This window comes from Enterococcus sp. DIV2449a (genome assembly GCF_051711225.1).
GTDB lineage: Bacteria > Bacillota > Bacilli > Lactobacillales > Enterococcaceae > Enterococcus_D > Enterococcus_D casseliflavus.
In genome coordinates this window covers 3,291,430-3,314,910 of sequence record NZ_JBIOME010000001.1, presented here as the reverse complement: position 1 = coordinate 3,314,910, position 23,481 = coordinate 3,291,430, and the positions used below count along the sequence as shown (strand labels likewise).

Sequence of the window (23,481 nt, the reverse complement as noted above, 5' to 3'; positions counted from 1 at the left end):
AAATGGATACTAGCAAGAAAAAACTATCATTGTTGAGTTTTTTTGCGATAACTGCTTCAATGGTGATGACGGTATATGAGTATCCAACCTTTGCGACATCGAAGATGAATCTAGTTTTTTATTTACTCGTCGGCGGTTTCCTCTGGTTTATCCCTGTAGCCCTTTGCTCTGCGGAGATGGCTACTGTAAAAGGATGGGAAAAAGGGGGACTCTATACCTGGGTCTCAAAAACATTAGGGAGAAAATGGGGCTTTGCTGCCATTTTCTTCCAATGGTTCCAAATCACGGTAGGCTTTATTACGATGATTTACTTTATTGTCGGGGCGCTTTCCTATGCCCTAAATTGGCCGGCTCTTAATACCAATGTTTGGCTGAAGCTGATTGCCACTTTAGTGATCTTTTGGTTGATTACGATCTCGCAATTTGGCGGAACAAAAAATACCGCGAAGATTGCCAAAGTAGGGTTCTTTGTGGGGATCGTCGCAACTGGGATCATACTTTTTATCCTAGGAATTGTCTACATTGCTCAAGGAAATCCCATCAAAGTTTCCTTTGGCTCAGGCGCATGGATTCCTGATTTTACAAAAATCAATACGCTGGTCGTTTTTGTTTCCTTTATTTTGGCCTATGCAGGGGTTGAATCTTCTGCCAGTCACGTAAAAGACATGGACAATCCTGGAAAGAATTACCCGAAAGCCATTTTGATTTTAGTCGTAGCGACTATTCTTTTGGATACGTTAGGTGGGGCAACGGTGGCTGCCACGATTCCCCAAAATCAATTGTCTCTTGATACTGGTGTGATCCAAGCTTATTCTTATTTGATCCATCATTTTGGCGGCGGGGAATGGCTGGTTCGTTTGATTGCCGTGGTCATCTGTTTAGGTGTCATTGCAGAAATTGCCGCTTGGGTAGTCGGCCCATCAACGGCGATGCTTGAAGCAGCTGAAAATGGCTTGCTGCCAAAACAAATGGCCAAAGTCAATCAACACAATGTTCCAATCAATATCGTTTTGGTGCAAGGCATCATTGTTTCTATTTGGGCGGTTGTCTTGACATTAGGCGGCGGGGGCGCCAATCTATCCTTCTTCGTTGCGATGGCTTTGACGGTCTGCATCTATCTGGTTGCTTATGTCCTCTTGTTTCTTTCGTATATTAAGTTAGTCAAAGAAAAAGACGACTTAACAAGAACGTATCATATTCCTGGGGGGAAAAATGTGAAAATTGGTGTTGCGATGGTTGGTTTGCTTGTTTCTATTTTTTCTTTCTTTATTTCCTTCTTTCCACCGAGCGATATCGGATCGGGAAAAGGCGGAACCTATTTAGCCATCTTGATCATCAGCTGGCTGATAATTGTCGTGATACCGTTTGTCATCTATAAATACGTAGGTGAAAAAGCAAGCGATAAAAAATAAAAAGCACAACCTATGAGGAGGAGAGCTGCATGTTATTTAGTAAAAAAAATCGAAAAGAAGCCCAATATTTGGAACCTATCTATGGGAATGAGGCAATGGATCGGGCGATCCCTATGTACAAATTGCCAAAAGAGCCCTTGGTACCGCGGGATGCCTATGAATTAGTCAAAGATCAATTGATCGATGAAGGGGTCTCAAGACAAAATTTGGCGACGTTTTGTCAAACCTACATGGAACCAGAAGCAGTCAAAATCATGAGTGAAACCCTTGATAAAAACGCCATCGATAAAACCGAGTACCCACGGACAGCAGAAATTGAAAACCGCTGTGTCAACATGATCGCTGATTTATGGCATGCACCAGAAGCGTCCGATTTTATCGGTACATCAACGGTAGGATCAAGTGAAGCGTGTATGCTAGGTGGATTGGCCTTAAAATTTGCTTGGCGCAATCGGGCAAAAAAACTTGGCTTAGATATCAATAAACAAAAACCAAACTTAGTGATTTCTTCTGCCTATCAAGTCGTTTGGGAAAAATTCTGTGTTTACTGGGACATTGAAATGCGGACGATCCCTATCGATGAAGAACATGGCAGCATCAATGTTGAAAAGGTCACAGACTATTTAGATGAATATACGATCGGGGTCGTCGGTATCTTAGGGATCACTTACACTGGACGATACGATGACATCAAAGCACTAGACAAGAAATTAGAGGAATACAACAAACACACCGACTACAAAGTCTACATCCACGTGGATGCGGCTAGTGGTGGATTGTACACGCCATTTATGGAACCAGAACTTGAATGGGATTTCCGTTTGAAAAATGTTCGTTCCATCAGTACGTCTGGACATAAATATGGGTTAGTCTATCCTGGTATCGGTTGGGTGCTTTGGAAAGAAAAAGATTTCCTTCCAGAAGAATTGGTCTTCAAAGTAAGTTATCTTGGCGGTGAAATGCCAACGATGGCCATCAACTTTTCAAGAAGTGCCAGCCAAATCATCGGACAATATTACACCTTTATCCGCAATGGGTTTGAAGGCTACCGCTTGATCCACAAAAAGACCAGTGATGTTGCCCAATATTTAGCAAAAGAGATCGAAAACATGGGCTACTTCGATATTTATAATGATGGGTCACGGTTGCCGATCGTCTGCTACAAATTAAAAGAAAATGCCGATATTTCTTGGAATTTGTATGATTTGACGGATGAATTTGCCATGAAAGGCTGGCAAGTCCCTACCTATCCATTACCTGATAATCTATCACATATCAATATCCAACGCTTTGTCTGCCGAGCAGATTTAAGTATGCAAATGGCAATGGATCTGGTGCAAGACATGAAAGAAGGAATCGAGCGCTTGAACAAGCGACCAAGCCGTCATGTTTCATCCGACCAAACCTATGGCTTTTCACATTAAGAAACGGTATCGTTAGAAACCCGTTCATTGCTTTTTTCAATGAATAAAAAGACCCTTTATGAAACGTTTTTTGCAAGACTGAATGAACAATGGTTTATAGAAAAATCAAAGGCGGTTGCATCGACTGCCTTTGATTTTTTTGTTTATAAGAACGGGTAAGCACTTGATAGTATTATTTTTTAAGAGAAAGTAAAAAAATGGCGCTTGATAATTTCATTTATTGACATTTCTAGCTTGTGATAGTATTAATTATTATGGTCTAAATATATTTTTTTAGAGAAGAACGTTTTACATAAACAAAAAGAAAATCCGAGAACATTGTCGCGAGGAAACTCTGAGGAAAGTTCGTCTGGCAGGGCGCATTTTTGTTCGTTCGTTTTGGTTTATTTGGGGAGTAAGTGAAGGAAAAGTATGTGTAGAAAGGGCCTGTTTTTACTACATTTGTTTGTTTCATAGGAAATGTACTGCTATCTTTTTCTGTAAATTGGTTGTAACTATTCGAAAAGAATAAGGATTTACACAGGAGGAAAAACAGTCATGTATAAAGAAGACTTACTGGATAAAGACTTGAAATTGGAGTATATCTTGCTCAAATTCTTGTATTTATCGACGGGTCATATCAAAAAAAGTGATGCGTGTCGGGAATTAGAGATTACGATGCCAACCTTGACGAAACTATCAGAAAATCTTCAGCAACAACTAAAAAATGAGAAGGTCTCTTTTGCAATCAACCGTTATACCCTTGATCTGCAAGTAAACGACAGCGTCTCATTGGATGATTTGACCGACACGTTATTGAAAAAATCTGTAAAATATCAAATCATCCATTATTTGTTTCAACATGCAGGCTATGATGCTTTCGTATTAGCCGATGAATTAAAAATAAGCGTGGGGACACTGAATCGTGTGATTGCAGAGTGCAATCAGCTGCTGCAGCATTTTGAATTAAAGATAAAGAACAAAAAGCTAGCGGGAACGATGACGCAACGCATTTATTTTTACTATAATTTTTTAAAAATGGGGGAAACAGCGATCGACTCTGTTTTGATCGATGAGCTGGTGGCGGAGCTAGCGAAAAAAATAACCCTCTCGATTGCGCAACAAAAGCAGTTGAAGATCTGGCTATTTGTGATCATGAAAAAAGTCACGCCTCACACAACCGTGGGAAGCTTAAGTCCAGAGGAACAAATCAAAATCAATCGCTGCCAAGAAATGCCGATTTGTCGCTTTATTCGACAGGCCTATGTGTCGAAAAAAAGCATCTGTTCAGTAGACGAAGCCAAGATCGTCCCCTTCTTTATCTGTCTTTTTCTCGTTACGGTAGGAGGAATTCCTTACGAGGAGCTTCGCTTAGGGTTGTATACCAATAAAAATCCTGTCTTTGAGATCACCGATGAAGTCATGGCAGCGATCCAGTCCATTTATTGTCTTGAAGCCTCCCATACGACGATCGATATTAAAGCCAGTGTCTTCTCCTTGATCGCACAAGTCTATTACTTTCATGGGGTAAATTACTCCATTGACCGAGTCACCTTGAATTATTACCACAAGCTATTTCACAATTCCTTGCGAGATCAAGTGATTACAGACATCCTGCAACACATTATTGCACCAACTAACTTGTTTACGCCCACGAAACTCAACTACCTCAAGAAACGTCTGGTCTTTTTAATCTATCTGTTATCACCGAAAGAGGAATATCGAGTACGGATCGGGGTCTTAAATATGGGCTCCAGTCTTTTGGCAGATGCTTCCATTTACTTGTTAAAAAATGAACTAAAAGGGAAACAAAATGTGACTATTTCTCCTTATAACAATGAGGAAGAATACGATTTGCTGATTTCAAACGCCCGTGTCCCTCAACTTGGCAACAATTATGGTCAATTTTATCAAGTGACTGCCATCGGTGCCGATTTAGATGTCAATCAGGTTTCTGCGATCGTCGATCAAATTGCTTACTCTAAGTACCATTCTTTTGTGGTGTGAGCCATTACTTGTTAGTTAAAAAGCAGTGAGTCAACAGATAGGTGATTCGCTGCTTTTTCAATTATCTGCAAAGGATGAGAAGGAAAAGGAGCTTGAATTGCTCTTATCATTGATGACGAAATAAGAATAGGGATCAGTCAAGCAGCTTTCTGCTAGATAAATGTGCCCAGTATCCTTGTATAACGTATCGCAACAGAGCAGAAGACATCAAGCGTGAAAATAATAGAAGGGATTCAAAATGCTGATTTTGGAAGGAGGTAAAAAAAGATCCCCATAGAGATGTGGGTCTGGCATCGTTAATTGGCTCTATCAATATCGACAAACCGACTAGCTATATTTTTCCAAAAACAGAAGTATGATAAAATAGAATTCAACTAATAGTTTAGTTCTGATTTCCTCTATTCCGCACTCCGTTCATTGAAAAGTTAATCTCAAGGAAGTTGTCTTAATGGTAGAGAGAAGAAAAAGTCAAAGAATTAAGGCAATCTAAAAAGATGACTCAAAAAAGCTTAACAGAAATTCTGAACGATAATTTTTTTAGTAACTAATGAAAGCGTTTAAACAAGCCCTGAGATAGAACTCAACCAATAGTTTAGTCCCCATTCCCTCTATTCAACGATCCGTTCATTGAAAAATTAATCTGAAGGGAGTTATATTAATGTTAGATTTAGGAAAAAATATCAAAGAATTAAGACAATCTAAAAAGATGACCCAAAAAAGCCTAGCAAAAATGTTGAACGTTACGCCACAAGCTGTATCTAAGTGGGAAAGAAACGAGAGTAATCCAGACATTCAGACGCTTATATCTTTGAGTAACTACTTCAATGTTTCTGTTGACGAGATTTTAGGAAGGAAAAGACCTACTTTTTTTGAGACTCTTTTTTCTAAAAAGAAAGGATATCAGCAAATGGAAAAAACAGGAGATTTAATTAAACCAAAAGATTCAGTAGAAGAAATGAAGTTGAAAAAAGTTATCATTTTTGATATCGTTTTTAGCTTCATTGCAGACCAAGGACTTTTACAAACGCAAGCTTTAAGTAGGAAACTGGAGATGCTTATGCAGAAAAGAGGACAGAAAGTTCTCATTGAGATTTATAATTCGAATCAGGTAAATCAATATGGCGGTGAAGCCGATCTTATTTTGCTGACTCCAACTTTCGGATATGCGAAAAACGAAATTGAACAGAATTTTCCTACAACACCAGTCATAGCTATTTCAAAAAAAGATTACGGGATGCTTAATGTTGAAAAATTGTACAAAGAGATAGAAAATGCATTCGATCAATAGCGGTTCTCAAAAGATTTGCTATTTTTGTTTTACGTTTCCCTTTGGGACTTTGGTTGGTTCAGCAACCTTATCCGCTATTTCGTTTGATTGAGTTTCTGATCGTAGACTCAAAGTTGTGCGGCACCACTTCCTGTTCCTTCTCCTTACTATATTCGGCTTGTGGTTCGCTGCACTTGCCAGTAACTATCTGCGAGTGGATTTGCACCAGCTAGAGAAGTGCCATCCATGTCCAGTAGACTCAAAAAAGATGAAAATCACTAACAAAAAATCTGAGCCAGAATGTGGTTTATTCTGACCCAGATTTGATATTGTAAAACTCATTAGTCCTTATTAACAAAGATTTCATTAGTTTTGATTTTCTAATTTCTCTAGAACCTTTTTGGGAATTGCGTCTTTTTCAACGCCATTCGGGCCTTTTATTGTACGCTTTTCACTGATCACCGCTTTTACATAAGAATTTGGTGTTAAGGGTTTTGCGTTATCTTCTGATAGTGAAACCTCAAGGGTTTGGGTGCTGCCATCTTCTTTTACAAAGTTTAATGTGTAATCGTAAGAATACCAAGGAGACTGGTCACCGATGCCGCTCTTACTTTCGTGTTGGACTTTAGGCGGAATCTCAGAGGGGACATACGCGTAAGCTGTTTGTCCTGAGTAGGTGGATTGATAATATTCATATCCTTTGTATCCAACGAATCCTAAAAGTACGACTAAGATGAATCCGATTATTTTTTTCATATAAACCATCCTTATCCTCAAATATGGAGCTATTATAACAGAATGGTTCTATAGATGACCTTTCATCAGACGAACAGTTTTGCAAGGAGAAACGTTGCTATCCAGTAGTGAAAAAGCAGGGAACGCCGCTAGTAAAGAGTTCGATCTATAAATCCTCAGGGGATTGGTGCTTAGAGCGACTAGAAATAAGAGGGGAAGTAGACGACAAGATCTTAATTAAAAAACACAGCATGGAAAATGCTTCTTTTATGTATGCCCAGCAGCAGACAGCTTGATGAGACGTGCCGTTTGTTTTTTCACTATAGAAAGGCGAAAGAGGGCGCACCAGTTTCATAAAAAACCAGCAAAGGCGCTCCGTAAGAGACCGTCTTTGCTGGTTTTTTCTACCGAAAATGCTTGTGAGCAGTCCATGGCAGCTTTTTATGGTTCGATTTTACTATACAAATCGAGGGCTCTTTTTCTGGCTTCGTTGTGGTCGACTATAGGCAACGGATAGTCGGTGCCTAAAACTACCTTTAGGTCGGCTTGTTCTTCGTCAGTCATCAAGTAAGGTTCATGGATGAATTTTAGCGGCAACTGGGCGAGTTCGGGGACAAATTGTTTGATAAACGTCCCATCCTTGTCGAATTTTTTCCCTTGTGTAATGGGGTTGAAAATTCGAAAGTAAGGAACCGCATCGGTGCCAGTCGAAGCTGCCCACTGCCAGCCGCCGATATTGCTGGCAGCGTCGTAGTCGATCAATTGTCGAGCAAAATAGGCTTCTCCTTGCCGCCAATCGATCAGTAAATCTTTGGTTAGAAAGGAAGCGACGATCATCCGTAGACGGTTATGCATCCAACCGGTCTGATTCAGCTGCCGCATCGCGGCATCAATGATCGGATAGCCGGTTTGCCCTGCTTGCCATTTGGTTAGCACCTCTTCATCCTTTCGCCAATCCATGTTTCGATATTTCTCAATGAGTTCATAGTTTTTTTGTTCAGGATGGCTGAAGTAGATCATATGATAAAAATCTCGCCAAGCCAGTTCTTTTAAAAAGGTCGCTTTGCCAGTGCTTGATGGCATTCCTTGGCAAGCGGCCCAAACCTTCCGAATGGAGATTTGTCCAAAAGACAAGAAAGGGGACAGGCGGCTGGTTCCTTTGATCGAAGGGATATCACGGTCTTTTTCATAGGTGGCCAAACGCTTTTGCACAAATGCTTGCAATTGCTTATGCGCATAGTCTTCCCCAACGATCGTTGAAAAATCGGTCTTTCTATTTTCTAGCAGCTTAGCAAGCAGCGCTGTCCCTGCTTTGAAGTGAGGGGCATCATCAAAATGAACGGCTTTTTCAAAATCGAGGGCCTGCTTTTGATACACCGGTTTGGGCAATTGAATCCATTTCTTATAGTAGGGGGTAAATTTTTTGTAGTACGTCCCATCCTCTTTGGTGACTTCTGTTGGTTGATGCAGATGATGGTCTTCAAAAGAATGGACAGTGATGCCTTTTTTCTCGACCAATTCTTTTATGTAGAGATCACGTTTACGACCAAATCCACGGTTATCAAAGTTGAAGTAAAGCTGGCTCCATTCTGGATAGCAAGCGAACAACTGATCAAAGGCTTCTGTCAAAGTCCCTGTCAATAGGTGGATCGTCAGATTTTGTTTTTTGGCAGCCTCGATAAAGTGAGCAACTGCGCTAAAAAAGTAATCATGACTTGGCGCCTCGGGGAGAAACTGCTTGTCATTGAGATGAAATACACACAACAAATGGTCGTTTTCTTGAAGAGACGCAAGCGCCTCAGTCAGTGCCGTGTTGTCCTCTAAGCGTAGATCCTTTCTAAACCACATCACATGAATTGCCATACAAACCTCCTTGATAATATAACCGTGCAAAAAACGATCGGATTTCGTTTATAGTAATGGAAAGATGGGATTTATTCAAATTTGGCGATTGCTTTAGCTAACCAGAAATCTTGGCAAGCGTCCGTGATTATAGAAAGCATATGGAACAAGAAGATGCGTCGCTTTTCAATAGCCGATCTTGTAAACAAAAAAAATCGAACACAGAACAAGAGTCTGCGTTCGATTCTAGCAATCAACAAAATTATTTCATTTTTCGTTCATCTGGCACGATATCTGCTTTTAACAACCAGATGTGGAAGAACCATTCTGCCACACCGATCAATACTGCTGGGATCAATACTAGCATTCAAATATCATTTGTATAGTCCATATAAGTCAGATACAGCCATAGGATAAGGGCTGCTGCGCCGGCATCTGCGATCGTTGCCGCAATGTTACCGATCTTCCGCAAAATGACCAAGTCGCCTAGCACATAGATCATCACCACAATGATCACACCGACGGTCGTCGAGTCCATAAAACTGACATCGTAAATCCCTGACAACACAATCCACAAAATCGCCCAAATCATTAGTGCTTTGACAACCAACGCTTTTAGATGTTTCATTTCATACACTCCTTTTTATTATTTATTCCAAAAGCAAGAAGGTCATCGTTAGTGATAACCTTCTATTTCACGGCTATCATCTGACATTTTTTGTGTCAAAAAAAAGGATTGGTTTGGTTTTTTATACTATTTTAAGCATAATTGCTTGACGAATGGTCGTGAATAGTTTAAACATTTTAAGGAATAAGTAGTGGGATTGATTTGTGAAATGAAAGAAGAATAGAGGGGATTTTGTAAGGAGATAAAGTATCGGTACAGTATTTACTGGAATCAAACAATTTAGCATGGCAATTTAAATGGAGCGACCCGCCAAAGTCAGATTTTGATCTGCTTTTCGAGGGTCGCTTTATGCCGTCTTCTTATTTATTTTCTCCTAACAGCTCGAAAATAATTGAGCCCGGTTCCTGCAAATACTACGAAACTAGCCAATAGGAACAAAAATCCTACAGGAATCAGGTAGAAATTTTCATGTAAAATGCCGGATTGATCGATGTATTCTACGGCGCTTGCTTTGATGAAGAAGCAGGCAAAGCCGAATAGTAGTAAAAATGTTCCGATCAAGGTCGTGATCAAATTGAGTTTGGCGCGTCGGGTCTCGCTGCCGTCTTTGATTAGTTTTTCAGTGATCTTGTTCACTTGAGTTCCTCCTAAAATCAATTCATCAAGCGAGAGTTCAAAAATCGTGGCGATGGCAATCAGCATTTCTAAATCTGGTAGATTACGATTGTTTTCCCAGTTCGAAACGGCTTGTCTTGTCACGTGTAGTTGAGTGGCAAATTGTTCTTGGGTCAAGTTATTTCTCGTACGTACTTCTTTGATTTTTTCGCCAAATTCCATCTTTTCTTCCTTTCGCTGATGTGACTTAAGCATAGTTTAAACGCACGTTGATTCCAAGAAAGCAGGGCTTGCTGCTTGATAAATCAAGGGAAAGTGGTGCTTGCGTCGCTTTTTTGTCCGCTCTTGGTTAGGGCGGGAGCCAATCATCTTTAATAATCAAAGCGATCAGCTGCTAAGTAAACGATTTGATACTTGTTATTTTTACAATGTATCTTTTCTTTTATTATAGCATTGTGATCGAGGGGAGGGAAATGTGTGATACGGGTCTTTCGCTACTTGATTGGTAGATGTCTAACAGCTGTCGAGAGTATCGAGCGGGGAGCAGCGCAACAGCAAGTTTCTTTTCTTAAAGAAAATCACTTAGTTGACAAATCGCAAAACATCTTGTTTAATATACCCCAATGGGTATACGAAAGGAGCAAGAAATGTTTTCACTATTTAAGCGCATACCAAGTATGTCAACAGCAGATTTACAAAAAGAAGGAGCCAAAGAATGGACGGTTCTGGATGTACGCACACCGGCGGAGTACCGCAACGGGCACATTGCCTATGCGAAAAATGTACCGTTAAATAAGGTTGCTGGATTTACTCAAAAAGGCGACAAGAAACTGGCAGTCATTTGCCAATCGGGGATGCGAAGCAAACAAGCAGCCAAAATCCTAAGTAAAAAAGGTTTTGATGTGGTCAACGTTCGTGGCGGCATGAATCAATGGCGCGGAACAACCAAAGGAGGAAAGTAATGATGGAAAAAATAGTTATTGTCGGTGGGGTAGCAGGGGGAATGTCGGCAGCCACGCGCTTACGTCGGCTTAAAGAAGCAGCGGAGATCATTGTTTTTGAAAAAGGTCCTTTTGTCTCTTTTGCGAATTGTGGGCTGCCGTATGCCATTTCTGGTGAGATCAAAGAGCGGGACGCCCTATTGGTCCAAACACCTGAAGCACTAAAAAAACGGTTCAACTTAGATGTGCGACCTTTTCATGAAGTACTGGCGATACAGCCAGAGGAGAAAACGGTGACGGTCAAACATGGCGAACACGTCTTCACGGAATCTTATGATGCGTTGATTTTATCGCCGGGGGCAAAACCGCTAGTACCAGCGATCAAAGGGCTAGAAGAAGCAACCAACGCCTTTTCTTTGCGCAATGTTCCTGACTTAGACCAAATCATGGCGCATCTTGAAGACAAAAAGCCTCAAAAAGCGACGATCATTGGCGCTGGGTTTATTGGGTTAGAAGTCGCTGAAAATTTACATAGAAAAGGCCTCGAAGTAACGATCGTAGAAAAAGCACCCCACGTATTGCCACCTTTGGACGAAGAAATGGCTGCGTATATCAAAAATGAATTGATCAAGCAAGGGGTCAAAGTTTTGACCTCGCAGTCAGCGACCGCTTTTGAAAAAGCAGGGCAAGAAATCGTTCTGGAAGATGGCACGGTCCTGGCCTCAGATGTCACGATTCTTTCGGTAGGTGTCCAACCAGAAACGGATTTGGCGAAACGTGCTGGTATTGAACTGGGACACCGGGGGGGTATCCTAGTAGATGAGCAATACCAAACCAGCAAGAAAGATATTTACGCGGTGGGTGATGCCATCGTTGTGAAACAACAAATCACCAACGAAGACACGTTGATCTCCCTGGCGTCACCAGCCAACCGCCAAGGTCGGCAAGTAGCTGATGTGTTGGGAGGACTGGCTCGTAAAAACAAAGGCAGTATTGGGACTGCGATCGTGCGCGTATTTGATCTTGCCGCAGCGTCCACCGGGTTGAGTGAGCGCAGCGCCAAACTGGCAGGGCTAAATCCCCAGGTGGTTCATCTTTCAGGCAAAGACCATGCAGGGTATTATCCTGATGCGACGGATGTTTATTTGAAACTGATTTTTGATGCGAATAATGGAAAAATCTACGGTGCGCAAGGCATCGGTGCCAAAGGGGTCGATAAACGAATCGATATATTGGCAACAGCGATCAAAGGCGGCTTAACGATCTTTGACTTGCCTGAACTGGAATTCACCTATGCACCGCCTTTTGGCTCAGCCAAAGATCCAGTGAATATGCTTGGCTATGCAGCGATCAATCTGGCGGAAGGAATCAGTGAGAATATTCAGTGGCACGAATTGACGGATGCCTTAGAAAACGGTAAGCAGTTGTTGGATGTTCGTTCAGAGATGGAATTAGCCAATAATGGGCGTTTTCAACAGGCGCTCCACATTCCGTTAGATGAATTGAGGGATCGGTTGTCTGAATTGGATCCAAGCGTCTCGTATGTCGTTACGTGTCATAGCGGATTGAGAAGCTACATTGCCGAACGCATCTTAAAACAAGCGGGCATCAATTGTCAAAACCTCGATGGTGCCTTTTCGTTGTATAATACTATTAAGCCGGAGATGATTATTCATGATTAAAGCAATATCTATGGAGGAATTTGCCCAAAAAGAAAAACGTGAACCACTTGAGATCCTTGATGTCAGAGAAGTCGATGAGTTTGCACAAGGACACATCAAAACAGCACAAAACCTACCGTTGAGCGAACTGACAGAACAAATCAGCGACTTAGAGAAGGATAAAAACTACTATGTCATCTGTCATTCAGGGGCTCGTTCGCAAATGGCATCTGAATTTTTGAGCCAGCAAGGGTTTCAAGTGACCAATGTCCTCGGCGGCATGTCAGCATGGAGAGGAGAAATCAAACGATGACCGCATGCAACAAAGATATCTTGAATCGGTTAAAACGAACCGAAGGGCAGTTGCGGGGGATTCAAAAAATGATCGAAGACGAGAAAGAATGCGTCGATGTCATCACGCAATTGTCCGCCGTCAGTTCCAGTGTTAACCGTATTATGGGGATCATTGTCGCTGAAAATTTGAAAAATTGTTTGGAAAATCCAGACAGCGACACGGAAACCCAAAAGCAGAAAATCGATCAAGCCGTTCAGCTGATCGTGAAGAAATAACGGGATTTTTGAAAGGTTTGTCGCGTTTTTTATCATCCCATGGAAAAGGTTCAGAAGAGCAGCATGTTCTTCTGAACCTTTTTACTCTTCATCAGCGATTGCTTGTCGACGCCAATAGAGGAAATAAGCGGAGATTGTCGGTATGTTTTGTTTTTTAATTATGAAGGAATATACACCGAGAAGGCTGTATGGTTAAATGGAGGGAGAAACGTCAAAACGCCTGATGGGTCGTTGCGTATTTATAGCGACCAACGATCGCTTTTCTTGTGACTAAAATCACAATAAGCGAGTGGGTGTTGCGCAGTTATGACGAATGAGAGAGGAGAGCTTTTTGAACAAAAAAATACAGTCTTTTACATTGCCTTTGATTGCTTCCAATTTGTTTCAAATCATTATTGCGCAAGTTTCATTAGCGATTATTTCAAGAAGATCCACGGAAGCGCTGGCGGCGATCGCGCTGATCGACGGGTTTCTCTATGCTTTTGCGGGTATTTTAGGTGCGATTGGCCTTGCTTTTAATATTTATGGCGCAAAGGCAGTCGGACAAAGAGAAGAGACGCAGTTAAATGATTATCTGTCGTCGGTTCTTTTTCTAGTAGTCGCGATCGGCGTGAGCTTTTTCCTGATTTTCCTGCTTTTTGGACGCGGCATTTTGCAGGTTATTTACGGATTTAGTGGGGAGCTGCTAAGGACCGCAACATTGTATCTTGCAATCATGTCTCCCTATATTTTACTTACGTTAGTCACGTTTGTTTTTACTAGCCTTTTAAAAATTGAAAAGAAAACGAACTACATCCTCGGTGTTTCCATTATTAGTGCGTTGGTACAGGTGTTGCTTAGCTATCTACTGATCAACGGCAATCTCGGTTTTCCCGCAATGGGGGTCTTAGGCAGTGGCATCGCAAATATGCTTGCGACTTTGTGCTTGCTGGGGATTTATGGGGTTCTTTTAAGAGAAAGTCTAGCCAGGGGGCTGAAACAAAGACCACGAAAACGCACCTTTTTATTGAAAAAAGCGGTCCCCTTAATGATTCAGGAATGCTTTGAAGGTTTAGTCTTTATTATTGCTTTTGAAGCTTTCGTCTCACGATTGGGTGTCAGTACGCTGGCAGCCTATGCGATCGGCAGCCAAGGATTGATGATCGCACGGTTGCCTGCTTTGATGTATGGCAACGCAGTGACCGTCTTTGCGAGTGAGGCGAATGGTCAGAACAATCGTCAGAAGATTTTAGCAGTGGGGAAAAGTGCCTTCGTTTCTTCTTTCGTGGCTTATGTCGGAATTGCCAGTCTGATCTGGGGCTTTCGTCCTGCTTTTTTTCAGTTGTTTACTACAGATGTCGCTGTTTTAGACTTGTTGCCAGCTATTCTACCAATCATGCTGGGGATAATGCTCGTCAGTCCGTTATATGAAATCACAAAATACCTATTACAAAGCTTGGAGTGCAGTCGCACGGTTTGTGTGTTGACAGGATGCGTCAACAGTCTGGTTTTAATGGGAATCATGGGCTTTTGGCGCAGTGGGCAGCTGAACTTTTTCTTCCTCTACTGTCTATACGGCATGAATTTCCTGATTCTCGGTGGTTTCTTTGCAGGGCTGTTTTATTGGACGATCAAGCAGCGTGATCCTCAGGGCAAAGGACGCCTTTGAGGGTTAAAAAAGCGAAGGTGCTGCTGATCCTTCGCTTTTTCGTCGCCTACAATTGGACAGGGGGATTAATTGTGGCTGACTTCTTCGTAAAAAATGGCGTTGCGTTCTGCAATCAGTTGGGTTTCCCTTCGCTCTAATTCAAGAAAGGTTTCGTCTGCCAGCAATTCGGCAGCAGAGTAGCCGGCAGCTAAGAAATTTTCGGCATAGGTCAATTTTTGATTCGTAATGTTTCTTCGTTGCTCGGCAATAATGAGTAGCTGTTTTACATTCATATACACACTCCATTCTTTTATAAAAAGCAAGTACTAAGAAGAGGACAGCTAAGGCAGTACTTGCAAGTCAACGGTGAAGGTAGGGCTGCGCGCTTGCTCGGCTATTCATTGCTCATCAGGAGAACGTTCGGTGGGTTTCCGATCAAACGGGTTTATACGGAAGCTTTGTACTAAGTATAAAAAAATTTCCCCCGAAGCAACAGAACCTAGTCGTTTACATAAAGCAACCATTGGTTTACATTCTTTGGACAAGCGGGTGTTACAAGAAAATCAAGTAATTTTTCCAAGAAAACGGTGGGATTTGACGACAAAAAAACCTGCGACCAGCCTGAAGCGGTCGCAGGTTTCGTAGATAAGTAGAAATAGCTTAAACGGTTTGTTTTGCTGGGCGCAGTAAGACTTCGCTGATAGCCACATGTTTGGGCTGTTGAATGGCATAAACCACTGCATTTGCTACATCTTCTGGCGTTAGGCTGTTGCCTTCTATGCGAGAGGTTTCTTTCAAGGCTGCTTCTAGTTGAGCATTGCCGACGGTTTCAAACAATTCCGTGGAGACCATTCCTGGAGAGACGATGGTGGAGCGAATGCCATGTTCACGTTCTTCTTGGCGCAAGCCTTCCATGATTGCACGAACGGCAAACTTTGTCCCGTTGTACACGGCAGAACCTGGGTAAATGACATGTCCGGCAACTGAGTCAGTGGCGATGATCAAGCCGTCTTGCTGTTTTTGCATGATGGGCAACACAGCGCCGATCCCGTTCAATACCCCCATGATATTGATATCCAGCATTTTTTGCCAGCTGTCATAGTTCAACTCTGCCAAGTTTCCTTGAGGCATGATGCCAGCATTATTGAAAAGGACATCAATCCGACCAAAGGAGGCCATGGCTAAATCAATGACTTGTTGGACTTGTTCGCGATTGGTGACATCAGCTGTTTGATACAAGACATTTTCTGCTAATTTTTCAGCCAGTGCTTTGATGCGCTCTTCACGACGGGCAGCGATCACTACTTTTGCCCCTTGCTCGGCTAGTTTAACGGCAGTTGCTTCCCCAATTCCTGAAGATGCTCCCATAATTACGATAACTTTTTCTTTGATTTCTGTCATTTGTATATCCTCCAGTGAATGATTTTTTCATCGAATCCTGCTACTGACAATGGTGAACCTGTGAGACGATAGGTGATTGACAGTACAGTGCTTGCGGTGTATTTTAATTGTAGAACTTGAAGTTAGGTTTAGGTCAAGCGATAAACAAAATTTTTTTTAGGAGCGATGCAAGTGAGTTACTCGATTGGCGAAGTATCACAAACGACTAATATCCCCATCTCGACTCTGCGTTATTACGATCGAGAAGGGATGTTTCCGAAGCTGGCCCGCAGTAATGGCGGCATTCGGGTGTTTTCAGAAAAAGAAGTAGCGACGATCAAAGTGATCGATTGTTTGAAGAATACTGGCATGCCTATCAAAGACATCAAGAATTTCTTGGATTGGGGCGAGGAAGGCGATGCGTCTTTGCAGAAACGGCAGCAGCTGTTTCATGAACGTCTGGAAGAAGTCACAAAGCAAATGGCAGCCTTGCAAGAAACCATGAATACGATCAAATACAAATGCTGGTACTACGATACCGCGATGGCAGCAGGCACCGAAGCGGTGGTAAAAGAGTTGCCGCTAGAAGAAATACCCGAAGAAGTCCGAGCATACAAACTGTAAGTCCATCGAAAAACCACCTGCTGTTTTTGCAGGTGGTTTTTCGATTCTACTGGTTTTTCTGGGAAAATCAACCTTGCCAGTTGCCGTTTTCTAACGGCAGTTCGTCAGTTCCATGAAAATTGGGTTTCGTTCGTCGGCAGTGTTACTCAATAACGCCTACAGGAATCAAATAGCGGGGTTCATTTTCCGTTGGCAGCTGCAGCAGCTCTGTGAGTTCATGATCCGTGAAGGCGCCGATCGGCACAGCGCCTAAGCCTAACGCTTGGGCTTGTAAAAGGACATTTTGGGCGGAATGACCGACTTCGATATAGGCATAGCGTTCGATTCCTCGGTCCCCATAGCGCTCAATCAGTCGTTCATAAACCACTGTATAAAGCAATGTGGCAGGTGCCCGTTGGATCGCTTGCTGGTCCAACGAACCTTCCGCCAGTGCGGTCCGAAAATCGCCGGCAAGAACTTTTGCTAAGGTATGCTGCTCTGGTTGATACAGATAAAGCCCTGGCTCAAGCCCCGTTACCTGTGTGACCACGACATAGAGGTCTAAGGGATACAAGGCACCAGCCGAAGGCGCTGTCCGGCGACCATCTTCTGTAGTGACACCGGCAGCGGCCCATAAAAGCTGTGCCAGCTGTTCTTGTGTTAGCTCAGTGTCTAGAAAATCCCGTTGCGAGCGCCGCTCGAAGAGAGCTTCCGCCACACTGGTTTCCCCGTCTAAGATTGGTTGCGGCAATGGAAAGGTTTCATAGGAAACTGCTGGTTCAGAAGAAGTGGCGGTGTTAGTAGTCGGTTGTTCTTCAATTGGTGCCGTATCCGCACTGCAGCCAGTGAGGAGTAAGCCCAACACCAAAAGAGCGCCTAAATGAACAAAGCGAAATCGTTTGTAACGGGTCATGAGGGTTCCTCCTTTTTTAAGGACTTCGTGTTATTTATAAGTATAACAAGGATTGCTTTTTCATGCGCTTTTATTCACAAACGGGTGAGCAGTGACAAGCGTATCAGCTCAATCAGGTCATAGGAAAAGCAGACTTTTTAATATTTTCTAAAGGCTTAAAAAGTATTTGCCATCGAGACATCATCAAGATTCTGTTCTGGCTCTTTCCATCAATGATCATTGGAAAAGGATGCAGCAAATGCCAGAGTGTTATCTAAAGGAAGAGAATCATCAGAAGATGGAGAACTGTCCTTTAAGGAGCTTTCTGGAATCAATAAAGCCCCTTTGTCTTTTGCGACAAAGGGGGCGGGGCTAACTATTCATTTCTGCGACTTCTTCCTCCATATCAAATTCCAACTGTTTGGCAGCATTGAGCTGGTCGCTATAGTAGCTGGCAAGCTCTTCAGCAGATTGCGGTGTTAGATTGTTGAAGGCAAAAGTCACATAGGTGCCATGATCCTCCAGACAGATCGAATTGATGGTGAAGCGGTGTTTATCATCGTAAAAGGTATAACTTTCGCCTGGTACGAATAGTTGCTCGGGATGGGTACGGATACGGAAGCCGTTGAAACTCATTTGATACATTTCGAACGTCTTCGCATCATAAGAAAGCTGACGATTGATGGCGATACTCAAGGCTTCACTATCACTTTCGATAAAACGGTTTTTCCCGATCAAAATGGCATAAAACAAGCCATAGAGGTTATAAAGCGACCAAATCAAGGTCACGATATAGCCGAATTCATAGCCTTCTCCTCGGTACAAACGATACCCAGCCACCAGACAGGCAAAGGAAATCCAAGTAAAGAGGATGATGTGGGGCAAGACGGTTCGCCAATCAAAGGCGTTGCTGCCGACGATCTCTTTTTTTGGTCACGTTGAATTTTTTTCTGTGATTTCATAAATTCTTTGATCAATGCCCCAGTGTGGATAGGAGCGACAAAGCAATCATAGATGTGGGAGCTTGTCAGGTTCCTGATTTTAGGGACATACAGCCGAAACGACAGGGAAATCATAATGAAAGGCGGTAAAAAGAACAGCAACAATTGGTGATTGTTGCTTCTGACGATAAAGATATCAAAAACCATAAATAAGGTTGGTGCCAATAAAAAGATGATTTTTTGGAAAGAGGTAAACCAATACAAATAGGAGTTGTAATAACAAAGTTTTTGCATGAACGACAATCCTTTTAAGCGGCGCGGTTTGAAGTGGTCAAAAATTTGTTTCGTTCCTTGCGCCCACCGAGTCCGTTGTGAGGTCAGCTCTTTGGCAGTGTAAGGAGTGATCCCCAAGGCATAGGCTTTATTGATAAAAATCGTTTCATAGCCGGCGTCTTGTAAAAGCATCCCGGTCGCCATATCTTCGGTGATACTGCTGGTAGGAACGCCGCCGATCTCTTCAAGGGCACTGCGACGAATGATGGCATTGGTACCGATATGGATCAAAGCATTCTCACGAGAAAGTGCAGGTTCTAGAAAGCGCATGAATAATTCCTGTTCGTTGTACATGGATTTGCGCAGTAATTGAAAGGGATCTTTGTTATAAAATGTTTGTGGATATTGCACCAATGCGACTTTAGGATTGCGGAAATAGTCGACAGCTTCAAAAATAATGTTCTTTTTGACGATAAAGTCAGCATCCAGAAGCAAAATCAAGTCACTGCTGGTTTGAGACAAGGCATAGTTGATATTCCCAGCTTTAGCATTGGCATTTCCTTCGCGGGTCAAATAGCCGAGGTTCATTCGCTCGGCCATTTCTTTTAGTTCCTCTCGATGGCCATCATCGCAGATATAGATTTTTTTGTTGGGGTATTTCAAGGCTTTGACAGCCAGTGCGGTGGCGATCACCAGTTTGATGTCTTCATTGTAAGTACAAATAAAAGCGGCGACACTTGGTAAGAATTCTTCTGCTTCATCCCCCTCGTAGCGGTATTCTTTTGAGAGCTTATTGGAAAAAAGGTAAACAAAAAAGCCATAGACAAACAAACCAATGACTTCCGCAATATAGAGAATGATCCCAAATACTAGTGAAGCAGAACTATCCATAGGGATCGTGAAAAACAAACGCCAAACCAAGTAAATAAGCAGAAAAGCAATCGTAATCTTCGAAAACAGCTGTTTGATGCGGTTATTTTTCTTTGCCAGAAAATACAACAAGAAAATGACCAAAAACAACCCAGATAAATAAACCAATTCCAAACCAATCTCCTCCTTTGTTATACTAAAATAGTAATAAGTTTTTAAAAATAAATCAAAGTAAACGATTGCATGTTTTTTAACATGTAAGAAAGAAGAAGGAGGACAAGTACGAAGAAGCGAAAAAAGGCCATACAAAAACCCTCCAGCAATTCGTTGCTGGAGGGTTTCATTTAATTGGCAGCTGCCAATGCTGCTTGGTTTTGTTTGGCATGATAGGCTTCCACGCCTAGGATTGCCTGTTTAAACATTTCTCGCGTGATCTCATAAGGCACGTGGACGATGTCATTGGTGGTCATTGCTTTGTCTAAGATTGCCTCAAGGTCGCTGGTGTCGTTAAGGCCCATATCCGCTAGGCAAACCGGCAGTTTGTTTTCCTTCATAAAGGCGTAGATGCGCTGGAAGAGGGCATCTTGCTGATCGAGCTGCAACAAGGCCAAAACGCCGTAACTAACGGATGCGCCGTGTAAATAGTCTTCCATTTTTTCCAAAACGGTCGTTCCGTAGTAAAAGGAATGGGCAAGGGCGGAGTTGTAATCATTGATGACTAAGACGGAAACTAAGCCGGTGGTCACGATGATATCCAAGACGACTTGCTCAATGGCATAAGACGGCTGATTGGCGGCACTGTCTTTCAAGGCTTGTGTGCCGTATTGCAATAAGCGTTCCGTACACATTTTGCCGATTTGGATGCCTAACCCATCGGTGTAATCTAGCTGATCGCCCCGCGCTGAAAATGTCGATTCGATCTCTTTGGAGAGGGCATCGCCGATTCCTGCCCATAAGTACTTGTCGGGGGCTTGGGCGATGATCTCACTGTCGATAAAGGCATGGGTCGGCGGTTGCGAAGGGAAAAACAACCCTTGCATCTCGCCGTTTTCTTTATAGATGACACAAACCGCGGTGACTGGTGAGCAGTTGGAGCCGATCGTTGGGAAGGTGAAGACTGGTTTGCCAGCTTTTTCCCCAACCACTTTGACGGTATCGCAGACGCGGCCGCCACCAACGGCGAATAGAACATCGGCGGCTTGGACACTTGGAGTAGCTAACAGCTGATCGACGTTTTCATAGGTCGAGTTGCCGCCGTACCACAAGGTATCCGTCACTTGGACTGCTGACGTTAACGCGGCTTTGATCTTGTCTTCGGCTTTTTCAAGGGCGGTTTTTCCGCCGATGATCACGGCATTGGTGCCGTATGGTTTTACGATGTCATTTACTTTTTCGTAGGCGTCCGCCCCGATTGTGTAGTTTGGCAAAAAGATACTTTGACTCATACTTTTCTCCTTCTTTCTTGGCCACGAGATTGGCTAAAATTGGTCCGGTAATTTGATGGATCACCATGCCGACTGCGGCAGGGGTAACGGCTGCAGCAATGGCGGCAAAGTGGGCATTGGCTAACGAGATCGCTAGGCCAGTATTTTTCATTCCTAATTGAAACATGATGGATTTGGCTTGGGTGGCACTGACGCCCATCACACGGCTCAGACCATAGCCGGCGCCGTAGCCGATCAAGTTATGGAGCAAGACTAAGAAAATTACGATCAAGCCAGATTGGACGATCACGGCACCGTTGCGAGCGACAGTTCCGGCAACGATCAATAAGATACTAACGGAAGAAATCAATACAAATGATTGCAGAAATCGCTCGATGTGCTTGGCAATGAGTTTGTGGACGATCACCCCTAAAATGATCGGCAAAAGCACCATCTGCAAGACAGACAAGAGCATTTCCCAGAAGGAGATCTCGGTGTACTGACCAGCCAAGACATAAACCAAAAAGGGTGTAACGACGGTCGCTAACAAGGTCGATACCGTGGTCATGGAAACGGTGAGGGCGACATCGCCTTTGCCGATGAAGGTCATGACATTGCTGGCGGTTCCACCAGAAACGCAGCCTAGTAAGACAAAACCGATGATCAAACCGGAAGAAAGACCAAACAGCTGCGCTAAGCCGTAAGCCACCAAAGGGCTGATGGTGAACTGGAAAAGCACCCCTAAGATGAATGCTTTGGGCTGTAAGGCGACCATTTTAAACGCAGCAACGTTTAGAGTCATCCCCATACAAAACATGATGATGCTCAAAAGAATCGTTGTACGAGGCGGAATCCATAAGAAGGGTTGCGGGAAAAAATAAGAGACGATCATCAATAAAATCATGATGTAGATCAAATACTTGTTTACAAAAGCAGCGATCGTGTTGACGGTTTTCATAATAAAAAATCATCCTTCCTTTTTTCTGCTTGACCAATCAAGTGTCCAAACAGAAGGGGTCTTTAGAATAAGTGCAGTACATAACCGCGGGGAATCGGCAGCAGTTGGTCAACGAGCGTTTTGGATCTATCTGACATCAACGCGTCAGCTTGCAAAAGGCCGCTTTCTTGAAAATGGGTGTAAAAAAACACTCCATCTCAAGAAGCTGTTCTTCTTTTTGGATGCAATGTGAATAGGGACTCTTTGAATGTATAAAATCAAACAGTCCCGGCTATAATAATAAAATAATTCGTTTGCTACCATTGGTGCGGGTCATATACGCCACCGTCCTTTTATTTATTTGGAATTTTCTAAATATTTAAATTATTTCTACCTAGTCTACAAAAGAGTCAAAGCTTTGTCAATCGTTTGAGAAAATTTTTTTCATTTTTTTGGATGTTTTTTAAAAAACATAGGTTTCTATGGGGAAAAACAGCAAGAATTGGTTTGTGCTGTGCTTTTTTCCTTCGTTTAGAAACAGAATAGTTGTTGGATCTTGGTTTTTGTCCTACGATGATACTAGCAAGAGTTGGAAAAAGAAACGAGAGGAGCAAAGAAAATGAAAATTTTTGTCGTTGGTGCTACTGGACGAGTAGGCCAAAAATTGATCACCTTTCTAGAAAAACAAGGACACATCGTTTATGCTGGTGCGCGCAGCAGTGAGAAAATCACAGAAACGGAGACGATCAAGCCCGTGTTCTTTGATTTACACACGGAACCGGAAGAGATGGCGGCGAAATTCGCAGATGCGGAAGCGGTATACTTCGTGGCGGGTTCCCGAGGCAAAGACTTGCTGCAATCTGATCTGTATGGTGCGGTCAAAGTGATGCAAGCTGCTGAATCAAAAGGAATCAAGCGCTACATACACCTTAGCTCAGCCTATGCCTTAGAACCTGAACAGTGGCAAAGGGAAGGCATGGCGTCATTGATGGATTACACGATCGCCAAATTTTTCTCTGATCGCTGGCTGATCGACAATACCGCACTAGATTATACGATTTTGCAGCCGGGTGCGTTGAAAGAAACTCCAGGATCTAGTTTGATTGAGATCAGTGAAACGACCTCTGGTGCGATCCCGATCGAGGATGTCGCCGTCTTGTTAGGTGAAATGCTGGAGTGTCCAGCAACTTATCAAAAAGTCATCAAAGTCCAAGCAGGAGAAACACCGATCAGCGAGGCACTGGATCAGCTTTAAGGCGTGCCTTTGGGCTTGAAGAGAATGTACTGAAGGAAGCTGCACGGCAATGAATCGTTGTCGTGCGGCTTTTTTTGTGAAGAAGCCAGTCACTTTTCATTTTTGAAAGCGATGACTCTTGACTTTGAAAAAATAGTTTGTTACGCTTATTGCTAACTTTAGAGGGGGTGGTAAACGAATGTCAAGCGACTCGAGTGA

General features: G+C 42.9%; 21 protein-coding genes and 1 pseudogene. 11 read left to right on the top strand and 11 right to left on the bottom strand.

Annotated elements, in window-relative coordinates; genetic code table 11:
• The first annotated feature begins 2 nt into the window (after nt 1-2).
• The 4 genes from IGI76_RS15840 (at nt 3) to IGI76_RS15825 (ending at nt 6,110) form a co-directional block, all read left to right on the top strand.
• Nucleotides 3-1,412: an amino acid permease gene (locus IGI76_RS15840; protein WP_010748933.1), complete on the top strand. Its 1,410-nt coding sequence runs from the start codon at nt 3-5 to the stop codon at nt 1,410-1,412.
• Between the two features lie 29 nt (nt 1,413-1,441).
• Complete coding sequence (locus IGI76_RS15835; RefSeq protein WP_208773353.1) at nt 1,442-2,836, top strand: glutamate decarboxylase; 1,395 nt, start codon at nt 1,442-1,444, stop codon at nt 2,834-2,836.
• A 537-nt stretch (nt 2,837-3,373) separates the two neighbouring features.
• Nucleotides 3,374-4,822, top strand: a complete 1,449-nt coding sequence (locus IGI76_RS15830; protein WP_081117141.1) for a helix-turn-helix domain-containing protein — start codon at nt 3,374-3,376, stop codon at nt 4,820-4,822.
• Between the two features lie 658 nt (nt 4,823-5,480).
• Entirely contained in the window at nt 5,481-6,110 is a 630-nt protein-coding gene (locus tag IGI76_RS15825; RefSeq protein WP_081117140.1) for a helix-turn-helix domain-containing protein, read from the top strand.
• A gap of 345 nt (nt 6,111-6,455) precedes the next feature.
• Here IGI76_RS15825 and IGI76_RS15820 read toward each other — a convergent pair whose 3' ends face one another.
• The 4 genes and pseudogenes from IGI76_RS15820 to IGI76_RS15805 all read right to left on the bottom strand — a co-directional run bounded on the left by IGI76_RS15820 (nt 6,456) and on the right by IGI76_RS15805 (nt 10,131).
• Nucleotides 6,456-6,854, bottom strand: a complete 399-nt coding sequence (locus tag IGI76_RS15820; protein ID WP_010748936.1) for a YxeA family protein — start codon at nt 6,852-6,854, stop codon at nt 6,456-6,458.
• 411 nt (nt 6,855-7,265) lie between these two features.
• Complete coding sequence (locus IGI76_RS15815) at nt 7,266-8,687, bottom strand: cryptochrome/photolyase family protein (protein WP_081117139.1); 1,422 nt, start codon at nt 8,685-8,687, stop codon at nt 7,266-7,268.
• A 241-nt stretch (nt 8,688-8,928) separates the two neighbouring features.
• Nucleotides 8,929-9,294, bottom strand: a pseudogene (locus IGI76_RS15810) (DUF2512 family protein).
• Between the two features lie 363 nt (nt 9,295-9,657).
• The gene (locus tag IGI76_RS15805) at nt 9,658-10,131 is read right to left on the bottom strand and encodes a DUF3955 domain-containing protein (protein ID WP_081117137.1); all 474 of its coding nucleotides are present in this window, start codon (nt 10,129-10,131) and stop codon (nt 9,658-9,660) included.
• Nucleotides 10,132-10,556: 425 nt separating this feature from the next.
• Here IGI76_RS15805 and IGI76_RS15800 point away from each other — a divergent pair, with 425 nt between their 5' ends.
• The 5 genes from IGI76_RS15800 (at nt 10,557) to IGI76_RS15780 (ending at nt 14,729) form a co-directional block, all read left to right on the top strand.
• Nucleotides 10,557-10,871: a rhodanese-like domain-containing protein gene (locus IGI76_RS15800; RefSeq protein ID WP_081117136.1), complete on the top strand. Its 315-nt coding sequence runs from the start codon at nt 10,557-10,559 to the stop codon at nt 10,869-10,871.
• Nucleotides 10,872-10,873: 2 nt separating this feature from the next.
• The gene (locus IGI76_RS15795) at nt 10,874-12,532 is read left to right on the top strand and encodes an FAD-dependent oxidoreductase (protein WP_081117151.1); all 1,659 of its coding nucleotides are present in this window, start codon (nt 10,874-10,876) and stop codon (nt 12,530-12,532) included.
• Nucleotides 12,525-12,824, top strand: a complete 300-nt coding sequence (locus IGI76_RS15790) for a rhodanese-like domain-containing protein (protein ID WP_010748942.1) — start codon at nt 12,525-12,527, stop codon at nt 12,822-12,824. Before IGI76_RS15795 ends, IGI76_RS15790 begins: the two co-directional genes overlap by 8 nt.
• Nucleotides 12,821-13,081 carry a metal-sensitive transcriptional regulator gene (locus tag IGI76_RS15785; protein WP_005230585.1) on the top strand — a complete coding sequence of 87 codons (261 nt, stop codon included), beginning with the start codon at nt 12,821-12,823 and terminating at the stop codon, nt 13,079-13,081. The genes IGI76_RS15790 and IGI76_RS15785 overlap by 4 nt, the downstream gene beginning before the upstream one ends.
• 331 nt (nt 13,082-13,412) lie before the next feature.
• A complete protein-coding gene (locus tag IGI76_RS15780; protein ID WP_081117135.1) occupies nt 13,413-14,729 on the top strand; it encodes an MATE family efflux transporter in 1,317 nt (438 codons plus the stop codon).
• Between the two features lie 65 nt (nt 14,730-14,794).
• Here IGI76_RS15780 and IGI76_RS15775 read toward each other — a convergent pair whose 3' ends face one another.
• Nucleotides 14,795-15,001: a hypothetical protein gene (locus IGI76_RS15775; RefSeq protein ID WP_005230591.1), complete on the bottom strand. Its 207-nt coding sequence runs from the start codon at nt 14,999-15,001 to the stop codon at nt 14,795-14,797.
• A gap of 367 nt (nt 15,002-15,368) precedes the next feature.
• Nucleotides 15,369-16,109 carry an SDR family oxidoreductase gene (locus IGI76_RS15770; RefSeq protein ID WP_081117133.1) on the bottom strand — a complete coding sequence of 247 codons (741 nt, stop codon included), beginning with the start codon at nt 16,107-16,109 and terminating at the stop codon, nt 15,369-15,371.
• 165 nt (nt 16,110-16,274) lie between these two features.
• Between IGI76_RS15770 and IGI76_RS15765 the strand changes: the two genes are divergently transcribed.
• Nucleotides 16,275-16,712 (top strand): MerR family transcriptional regulator, encoded by a 438-nt coding sequence (locus IGI76_RS15765; protein WP_005230594.1) that lies wholly within the window; start codon nt 16,275-16,277, stop codon nt 16,710-16,712.
• Nucleotides 16,713-16,854: 142 nt separating this feature from the next.
• Here the strand turns inward: IGI76_RS15765 and IGI76_RS15760 are convergent, their stop codons facing one another.
• The 5 genes from IGI76_RS15760 to IGI76_RS15740 all read right to left on the bottom strand — a co-directional run bounded on the left by IGI76_RS15760 (nt 16,855) and on the right by IGI76_RS15740 (nt 22,049).
• Nucleotides 16,855-17,604: a SagB/ThcOx family dehydrogenase gene (locus IGI76_RS15760; RefSeq protein ID WP_010748947.1), complete on the bottom strand. Its 750-nt coding sequence runs from the start codon at nt 17,602-17,604 to the stop codon at nt 16,855-16,857.
• 351 nt (nt 17,605-17,955) lie between these two features.
• Nucleotides 17,956-18,423: a hypothetical protein gene (locus tag IGI76_RS15755; RefSeq protein ID WP_438792266.1), complete on the bottom strand. Its 468-nt coding sequence runs from the start codon at nt 18,421-18,423 to the stop codon at nt 17,956-17,958.
• On the bottom strand, nt 18,369-19,841 hold the full coding sequence (locus tag IGI76_RS15750; protein WP_249850406.1) for a glycosyltransferase family 2 protein: 1,473 nt from the start codon (nt 19,839-19,841) through the stop codon (nt 18,369-18,371). The genes IGI76_RS15755 and IGI76_RS15750 overlap by 55 nt, the downstream gene beginning before the upstream one ends.
• Nucleotides 19,842-20,011: 170 nt before the next feature.
• Nucleotides 20,012-21,112 carry an iron-containing alcohol dehydrogenase family protein gene (locus tag IGI76_RS15745; RefSeq protein ID WP_081117131.1) on the bottom strand — a complete coding sequence of 367 codons (1,101 nt, stop codon included), beginning with the start codon at nt 21,110-21,112 and terminating at the stop codon, nt 20,012-20,014.
• Entirely contained in the window at nt 21,048-22,049 is a 1,002-nt protein-coding gene (locus IGI76_RS15740; RefSeq protein ID WP_333718825.1) for a bile acid:sodium symporter family protein, read from the bottom strand. Before IGI76_RS15740 ends, IGI76_RS15745 begins: the two co-directional genes overlap by 65 nt.
• 598 nt (nt 22,050-22,647) lie before the next feature.
• Between IGI76_RS15740 and IGI76_RS15735 the strand changes: the two genes are divergently transcribed.
• Nucleotides 22,648-23,283, top strand: a complete 636-nt coding sequence (locus IGI76_RS15735) for an NAD(P)H-binding protein (RefSeq protein ID WP_333718824.1) — start codon at nt 22,648-22,650, stop codon at nt 23,281-23,283.
• The last annotated feature ends 198 nt before the right edge of the window (nt 23,284-23,481 follow it).

Coding starts and splice junctions, on each gene's coding strand:
- IGI76_RS15800 (WP_081117136.1), top strand. CDS start 10,557: ATGTTTTCACTATTTAAGCGCATACCAAGTATGTCAACAGCAGATTTA.
- IGI76_RS15795 (WP_081117151.1), top strand. CDS start 10,874: ATGGAAAAAATAGTTATTGTCGGTGGGGTAGCAGGGGGAATGTCGGCA.
- IGI76_RS15770 (WP_081117133.1), bottom strand. CDS start 16,109: ATGACAGAAATCAAAGAAAAAGTTATCGTAATTATGGGAGCATCTTCA.
- IGI76_RS15790 (WP_010748942.1), top strand. CDS start 12,525: ATGATTAAAGCAATATCTATGGAGGAATTTGCCCAAAAAGAAAAACGT.
- IGI76_RS15840 (WP_010748933.1), top strand. CDS start 3: ATGGATACTAGCAAGAAAAAACTATCATTGTTGAGTTTTTTTGCGATA.
- IGI76_RS15745 (WP_081117131.1), bottom strand. CDS start 21,112: ATGAGTCAAAGTATCTTTTTGCCAAACTACACAATCGGGGCGGACGCC.
- IGI76_RS15835 (WP_208773353.1), top strand. CDS start 1,442: ATGTTATTTAGTAAAAAAAATCGAAAAGAAGCCCAATATTTGGAACCT.
- IGI76_RS15815 (WP_081117139.1), bottom strand. CDS start 8,687: ATGGCAATTCATGTGATGTGGTTTAGAAAGGATCTACGCTTAGAGGAC.
- IGI76_RS15740 (WP_333718825.1), bottom strand. CDS start 22,049: ATGAAAACCGTCAACACGATCGCTGCTTTTGTAAACAAGTATTTGATC.
- IGI76_RS15775 (WP_005230591.1), bottom strand. CDS start 15,001: ATGAATGTAAAACAGCTACTCATTATTGCCGAGCAACGAAGAAACATT.
- IGI76_RS15805 (WP_081117137.1), bottom strand. CDS start 10,131: ATGGAATTTGGCGAAAAAATCAAAGAAGTACGTACGAGAAATAACTTG.
- IGI76_RS15735 (WP_333718824.1), top strand. CDS start 22,648: ATGAAAATTTTTGTCGTTGGTGCTACTGGACGAGTAGGCCAAAAATTG.
- IGI76_RS15820 (WP_010748936.1), bottom strand. CDS start 6,854: ATGGTTTATATGAAAAAAATAATCGGATTCATCTTAGTCGTACTTTTA.
- IGI76_RS15785 (WP_005230585.1), top strand. CDS start 12,821: ATGACCGCATGCAACAAAGATATCTTGAATCGGTTAAAACGAACCGAA.
- IGI76_RS15830 (WP_081117141.1), top strand. CDS start 3,374: ATGTATAAAGAAGACTTACTGGATAAAGACTTGAAATTGGAGTATATC.
- IGI76_RS15765 (WP_005230594.1), top strand. CDS start 16,275: ATGCAAGTGAGTTACTCGATTGGCGAAGTATCACAAACGACTAATATC.
- IGI76_RS15760 (WP_010748947.1), bottom strand. CDS start 17,604: ATGACCCGTTACAAACGATTTCGCTTTGTTCATTTAGGCGCTCTTTTG.
- IGI76_RS15825 (WP_081117140.1), top strand. CDS start 5,481: ATGTTAGATTTAGGAAAAAATATCAAAGAATTAAGACAATCTAAAAAG.